The sequence below is a fragment of the Photobacterium chitinilyticum genome (assembly GCF_004104355.1).
GTDB classification, from domain to species: Bacteria; Pseudomonadota; Gammaproteobacteria; order Enterobacterales; family Vibrionaceae; genus Photobacterium; species Photobacterium chitinilyticum.
Window position 1 is genome coordinate 1 of the sequence record NZ_RJLM01000030.1, and the last position, 5,981, is coordinate 5,981.

The 5,981-nt window shown below is 42.3% G+C and carries 4 protein-coding genes and 5 pseudogenes; 5 read left to right on the forward strand and 4 right to left on the reverse strand.

What is annotated here, in order from left to right; all coding sequences use genetic code 11:
* Nucleotides 1-92, forward strand: a pseudogene (locus tag EDI28_RS25225) (IS6 family transposase); the annotation flags it as partial.
* Nucleotides 93-148: 56 nt separating this feature from the next.
* Here the strand turns inward: EDI28_RS25225 and EDI28_RS25230 are convergent.
* A complete protein-coding gene (locus EDI28_RS25230; RefSeq protein ID WP_128786616.1) occupies nucleotides 149-445 on the reverse strand; it encodes a hypothetical protein in 297 nt (98 codons plus the stop codon).
* Nucleotides 446-1,257: 812 nt separating this feature from the next.
* Here EDI28_RS25230 and EDI28_RS25235 point away from each other — a divergent pair.
* The 4 genes and pseudogenes from EDI28_RS25235 to EDI28_RS25240 all read left to right on the forward strand — a co-directional run bounded on the left by EDI28_RS25235 (nucleotide 1,258) and on the right by EDI28_RS25240 (nucleotide 3,388).
* Nucleotides 1,258-2,553: pseudogene (locus EDI28_RS25235) on the forward strand (reverse transcriptase domain-containing protein).
* A gap of 353 nt (nucleotides 2,554-2,906) precedes the next feature.
* Nucleotides 2,907-3,059: a hypothetical protein gene (locus tag EDI28_RS27060; protein ID WP_164918627.1), complete on the forward strand. Its 153-nt coding sequence runs from the start codon at nucleotides 2,907-2,909 to the stop codon at nucleotides 3,057-3,059.
* An 8-nt stretch (nucleotides 3,060-3,067) separates the two neighbouring features.
* Nucleotides 3,068-3,145 (forward strand): annotated as a pseudogene (locus EDI28_RS27680) (Wadjet anti-phage system protein JetD domain-containing protein); the annotation flags it as partial.
* Nucleotides 3,146-3,181: 36 nt separating this feature from the next.
* The gene (locus EDI28_RS25240; RefSeq protein WP_233353508.1) at nucleotides 3,182-3,388 is read left to right on the forward strand and encodes a hypothetical protein; all 207 of its coding nucleotides are present in this window, start codon (nucleotides 3,182-3,184) and stop codon (nucleotides 3,386-3,388) included.
* 74 nt (nucleotides 3,389-3,462) lie between these two features.
* Here the strand turns inward: EDI28_RS25240 and EDI28_RS25245 are convergent.
* The 3 genes and pseudogenes from EDI28_RS25245 to EDI28_RS25255 form a co-directional block, all read right to left on the reverse strand.
* Nucleotides 3,463-3,879: pseudogene (locus EDI28_RS25245) on the reverse strand (IS3 family transposase); the annotation flags it as partial.
* Nucleotides 3,880-4,339: 460 nt separating this feature from the next.
* A complete protein-coding gene (locus tag EDI28_RS25250; RefSeq protein ID WP_128786617.1) occupies nucleotides 4,340-5,242 on the reverse strand; it encodes an NAD-dependent epimerase/dehydratase family protein in 903 nt (300 codons plus the stop codon).
* A gap of 647 nt (nucleotides 5,243-5,889) precedes the next feature.
* Nucleotides 5,890-5,981: pseudogene (locus EDI28_RS25255) on the reverse strand (IS6 family transposase); the annotation flags it as partial.

The window sequence follows — 5,981 nt, forward strand, 5'->3', positions numbered from 1 at the left end:
TTTGGCTTCGTCATGATGAACGTAAAACCATTGTGCGAGAGAGATCCGCCTTCATGAATCGTCTATTCAATGTTGAGGTTATTTACCAGTAATCATTAAGCCCATCACTGGGTAGATCTGCCTTATCTGATTATTTGCAACAAGCCGCCTAAAAGTACGTTGACACAATATCCACTTCCATATCCAGAAAGTCAGGATAGTAAAACTTACAACCCTCAGAAATAAGATCATTTACGAGAAAATTAAATCGCTTTAGAACCATACAATATGACTGTATAGCATCTACACCATAAATATACTCATCAATATCCAATGCCAATACACTAAATTTACAACGATAATCCCCAGTTTCCGAAGTTGGATCTGGCTCGGGTATACCTAGTTCAATAATCAAACGTAGCTCTTTATCATCAGATTTTTTCACTACATATTCGCTGCTTATCATAACTATTCCTCATAGCACATAACGCTTATTAGCCGACTAACTGTCGTTTTATTAGCTATTTATAGTGAAGTATTTTTTATGTTAATTCAATTTATAATCAATAAAAGAAAGTGAATATTGGAATGTTATGTTGCAAAATGTAGCATAATTAAAATTGCTGACCTCTCAACTCGTTTGGATAATTTCCGGTGGGGTAAAACGCATTCACAGGGTGTGACTGTATAAAAACTCTAACACACAAAATGGGGCGTGCGACGTGAAGTCGTATGAAGCGCTGTTCACCGCTCAACGAATGAACCATCTGTATCACCAGATGAACCTAGGAGCCTGAATAAAGTAGCGGCTCTGATAATGTAACGAAGATTGGTCACAGACCAATCGGGGTCTAAATCGTGAGATGACGATCCTCCTGATAACCACAACATTGGGTGAGTGCTAGGTAGTCAGTGTGATGAACATAAGTGAATCCGCGTAAGGTGCGTTATGTGATGAAACAGCGGACGCTGTAGCCAAAAGGCAAGAGAGTCGGAAAGAGATTGCCCCATGCTCTTTCGTGATCATTGAACTATCCGCACTATAGCGGGCATCTACCCTGACATTGCGCGACATACGGAACACGGTAAGCCTGTATCACTCCCATTGGGAAAGCCTTTGTGGCCGATAGTGATGCAGGTATAGGAGGTTGGAAAAAGCGAAGGCTGCGTTGTAATGATGCAGATACAGACTTGTGTCTGATCACGAAAGTGAGCCCACTTCCGACTGGTCTCCCGTTGCAAGAGAATTCGAAGAACTTTATTCAAGGAGAAACGCAAATGATGATTTCAAAAGAGATTAGTGCCTCTCCTGACAGCGTTCAATGGCAGTCAATAGACTGGAAATCCATTGAATCGCATGTATTAAAGCTTCAGATGTGTATTGCAAAGGTAACACGAGAAGGTAAACACGGCAGAGCGAAAGCGTTGCAGTGGATACTGACTCACTCGCGTTCAGCAAAGCTTCTCGCTGTTAAAAGGCAGTAAAACGCCTGGAATAGACGGCGTTATCTGGAATACAGATACCCGCCGCATGAAAGCAGTAGTTCAGTTGAGCAGGAAGGCATATCAAGCTAAATCACTCAAGCGCATCTATATCCCCAAAAAGAATGGCAAACTCAGACCACTTGGTATCCCATGCATGATAGATAGAGCACAGCAAGCGCTCCATATTCTCGCATTAGAGCCAGTGTCAGAAACACTTGCCGACCCTAACAGCTATGGATTTAGACCAAACCGCAGCACTGCTGACGCAGTCGATCAGTGCTTCAAATGTCTGGCTTTATGGACAAAGGTCTGTTTTATCGCACTGACGAGGGCACACCACAAGGAGGGATCATATCTCTAATGACTCTTGCAGGGCTTGAGCAGCGCATAAAGTCTACCGCACTCAAAAAAGTGCTAGAGCCAACTTTTATAGGATACGCCGACGATTTCGTCGTCACATGCGCTTCAAAGGAAGTGCTGGAGAACGATATCAAACCGTTGATTGCTTATTTCCTAGCGGAAAGAGGCTTAAAACTCTCCGAAGAGAAAACGCACATCACTCACATCAACGATGGTTTTGACTTTCTAGGTTTTAATTATAGGAAGTACAAAGGAAAACTGCTCATTAAGCAGAGCAAAGCCAATACGTTGATGTTCTTAAATAATCTGTGTGAACTAATCAAAACGCACGTGACCTTTCCAGTGAATGATCTTATCAAACTGATAAATCCGAAGCTCAGGGGATGGTCGAATTACTATCGACACTGCGTCGTTAAACAGGAGTTTGGATATGTTAGCCACAAGCTATTCCATGCGTTATGGCATTGGGCTAAAAGGCGTCATCCAACAAAGTCTAGAACTTGGATCGCCCTTAAATACTTCATCAACCGAAAAGGCCAGTGGCAATTTCACGGTTGGCAGAAGATCATGGATATGGACTGCCAGTTTAATCTGTTTCAAATAGCCAAAGTACCAATAAAAAGGCATGTAAAAATCCGAAGTGCAGCAACACCGTTTGACCCTCAATACCAAGAATACTTGGCGAAGAGAAAACTTAAAAGGCTAGCTCGCAACTCTTGGAACGTATAAGTTGCTGGGTATCAAACGATGCTTTTGTGGAGGCTTGAGCCGTATGCAGTGAAAGTTGCACGTACGGTTCTTAGGGAGACGACATATTCGTGTTAGAAAGGCAGGGCTAAGACAATTAAGATTATTGAGGCGGCGCTGTTATTGCGTGATCAGCCGGATTCTGACGCGATGGCCTGGCCGGATCGTTATATTCTGAGCGCGAAACACTTTTTATCTGGTTCTAAGGTTATCGATAAACTAGGGAAACTGTTCACGTTATTAGGTACTCCTTTGCCTGAGGATAAGCCGGTTTATTATGCTCTAACTGCAGTTCTCTTACCCCGAAAACGGTCGTATTCATAGAAAATCCACGTGTGTTTTCTTACTTTGCCGGGTGTGCCGGCGCCTATGATGCCATGCTGGTATCTTGTTATGGTTATGGTCTGACTTTGGCGAATTTTGGTGAGTTGTTGAAGGCCAATCAGGTCATTATGTGCCCGACGGATAAAACCCCGGGGGAGATCTGAATGCGGTAATCGACAATGCCAGTCTCTTGTACTGGGGGGACTTAGATTACGAAGGGATTCAGATTTTTGAAACGCTGCAGAGCTCATTGCCAGGGCTGAAATTAAGTGGGATCTACCATGAAATGTTGAACCTCTTAGCGTCGGGCGGCGGTCATCCTTACCACGCGTTGTTTGGAAAAGAGAAACAAAGCCCCGGTGTCTGTAAGACTCTGGAAGAACAGTACATCATGGCTCAATTTAAACACTATAACGCCGGTATTGATCAGGAGGCTCTCTGTGACAGTGTAACTTTAGAGGTGTTGTTCAAGGCTTATGAGCAGGTTCTCTGAAGTAGGTTATTCGCTGTCTCGAATGGGGACGATGGGGGGAACTTTGATCTGCTCCAGTCAGACTGGACACTTCACTAAGCGACATTTTGCTTTTCAAAGTTTATTGGGCTTAGATACCCAAGAGCACTGTGCCTTCTCGTTCGATTATAATCAACCTCTATATACTTGAAGATCGTTTGTCGCATCTGCTCTCGCGTCATGATCGGCTCGTATTGGATGGCTTCAACTTTCATTGAGTGGAAAAAGCTTTCCACACAAGCATTATCCCAACAATTTCCTTTCCTACTCATACTTTGCTCTAGATTATAAGTACTTATGAGGTCTCGATAGTCTTTCGAGAAGTACTGACTACCTCGATCGCTATGAACAATAACCTGCTCAGGGAACCCTCGGCGGAATAAAGCCATCGATAATACATCACAGACCAGTGAGGCCGTCATTCTCGTATCCATAGACCAACCAATAACTTGTCTTGAATAAAGGTCAATAATGTAATGGTCCAATCATTAAACACAAAGCCGATCTTAGAAGAACTTCTTTTCCTGGCTCATGAACTGTGGTGGAACGCCAATAGAAACATCGGAAGATGGGAAGTCAATCTGGGCTGAAAAGAATCTAGCCCAGATATAATCTGACAGGCACCAAGTCACAAAGCGAGTAACTGTCAGAACAGGTCTGAATAAGTGCATCTTATTGTGTGCATCTTATTGATTGCAGGGTGAATCTCTTTGCATCTTCACAGGTTAGTGATGCTGTGGTAAACCCTCGCCGTACATTTTTGATGGGAGTGACTCTTAGTCTTCCACTTCCAGACAATTCGGTATTCTGTCTTTTACGTGCCTGCTTTCGGTATGCAAAAGATCGAAAACAGGTCAAAACGTTACGTAGCCTAGATAAAGGAGCTGTTGAAGTCGCCCGGCAGCAAAGGTTGTACGTTCGACAGTAATACATCTAGTTCAGCATGGTCCAATTAACTGTTGTTTTAATAGCATCTTCTATATTGAAAGGCTCTGTATAAGGAAAGTCTCGTCTAAATTTTTCAGTAGAAACTTCAATACATTGCTTTGGATTAAAAGTATGCTTTTCTGATGAGAGTAGATCGCGTGTTTTGACTAGCTTCAACTCAGCATCCATTCCACTGGCTTTTATGATATTGGTAACCCATTGGCGTTCAGTGTATTGTGTATTGTCCGCGATATTATAAATGTGATTTCCCGTCCTTCCTGTAATTGCCACAAGAGCTATTGCGTGCGCTACGTTTTCTATATAGCCGCGAGGGAACTTAACCTGTGACAAACTCTCGTCTAATCGAACCTGATGAGGTGGCGTTTTTATCTGGTTAACAACCCCCAATAAACGAGATTGGTAATCCCCTGGACCATATACCATAGGTAATCGAAGAGTGATAACATTGGGGAGCGGAGCATAAACATCCTCTACCCCACTTTTATCATCATCTACCAAAGGCACGCTCCTTAAAGGTGACGTCTCTGTAAGAAGAGCATCAGAAGGAGGGGAATTTTCATCGTTACAAAAGACAGAAAAGCCTTTATATACATTGAGACTGCTTATCAAAATTATCTTTATGCTATCGTTCTTAGATAAGATTTTTACCATATCTTTTGCGTGCTGAACATGATGAGCAATCATGTCAATAATAAGATCAGGTCGTATACGGTTTATATGTTTTTCTAACTCAATAGCATTAGCTCTGTCGCCAATGATTTCTGAGAAGTTATTGAGATTACTGCTCGAGTTTCTATGAAAGACGGTGACATTATGTCCAGACTTTATAAGGTTGAGGGCAACATGTTTACCGATAAATCTCGTGCCACCAATTATCAATATTTTCATTCTATCTCTCTTGTGTTGAAGAGTTTTGAGTTCGATCTAAGAGATCCGTGAGATCAGAGAATCCATAGTAGCTGCATGTTCTTGGCTGGAGAGAACCTTAAATGCCGTTGTAAGTCATTTATGCAGAATTTTTCCTATGCCGTGGGCTTGCATCATAAACCCAATTTTATCTGAATTTCTTATCTTTTAGAGTGAATACGCCCTGCAAGATTTTCAACTGGAAATCATAGCGTAAGGTTATTTTCGAATGAACAACACGTCAATGGCATACGTCAGCTTGTCAGACAAGAAAACTCTGCGTTCGTAAACATATTTTTGATCAGACGAATTTACCATTTTATAGAAACTCGCCAGCTTCTAGAGAGCTAAAGTAAGGATATTTACTTATTGCAGATAGGTTAGTCTTGTGTTGCTATCTTCAGTATGTGAGGAATAGGAACAGACATGAAGATGGCATATCTGGCAGACATATAGAGCATTTCCTCCCTCTTCGGTTGACGGTAAAAGAACTGTGTGTGGAGATGGTGAATCGAACTAGATGTATGGGGACGAGCTTGCCTTTGTCATTCAGATGAACAACTCACACCACGAGCGGCTTGTTGCAAATAATCAGATAAGGCAGATCTACCCAGTGATGGGCTTAATGATTACTGGTAAATAACCTCAACATTGAATAGACGATTCATGAAGGCGGATCTCTCTCGCACAATGGTTTTACGTTCATCATGACGAAGCCAAA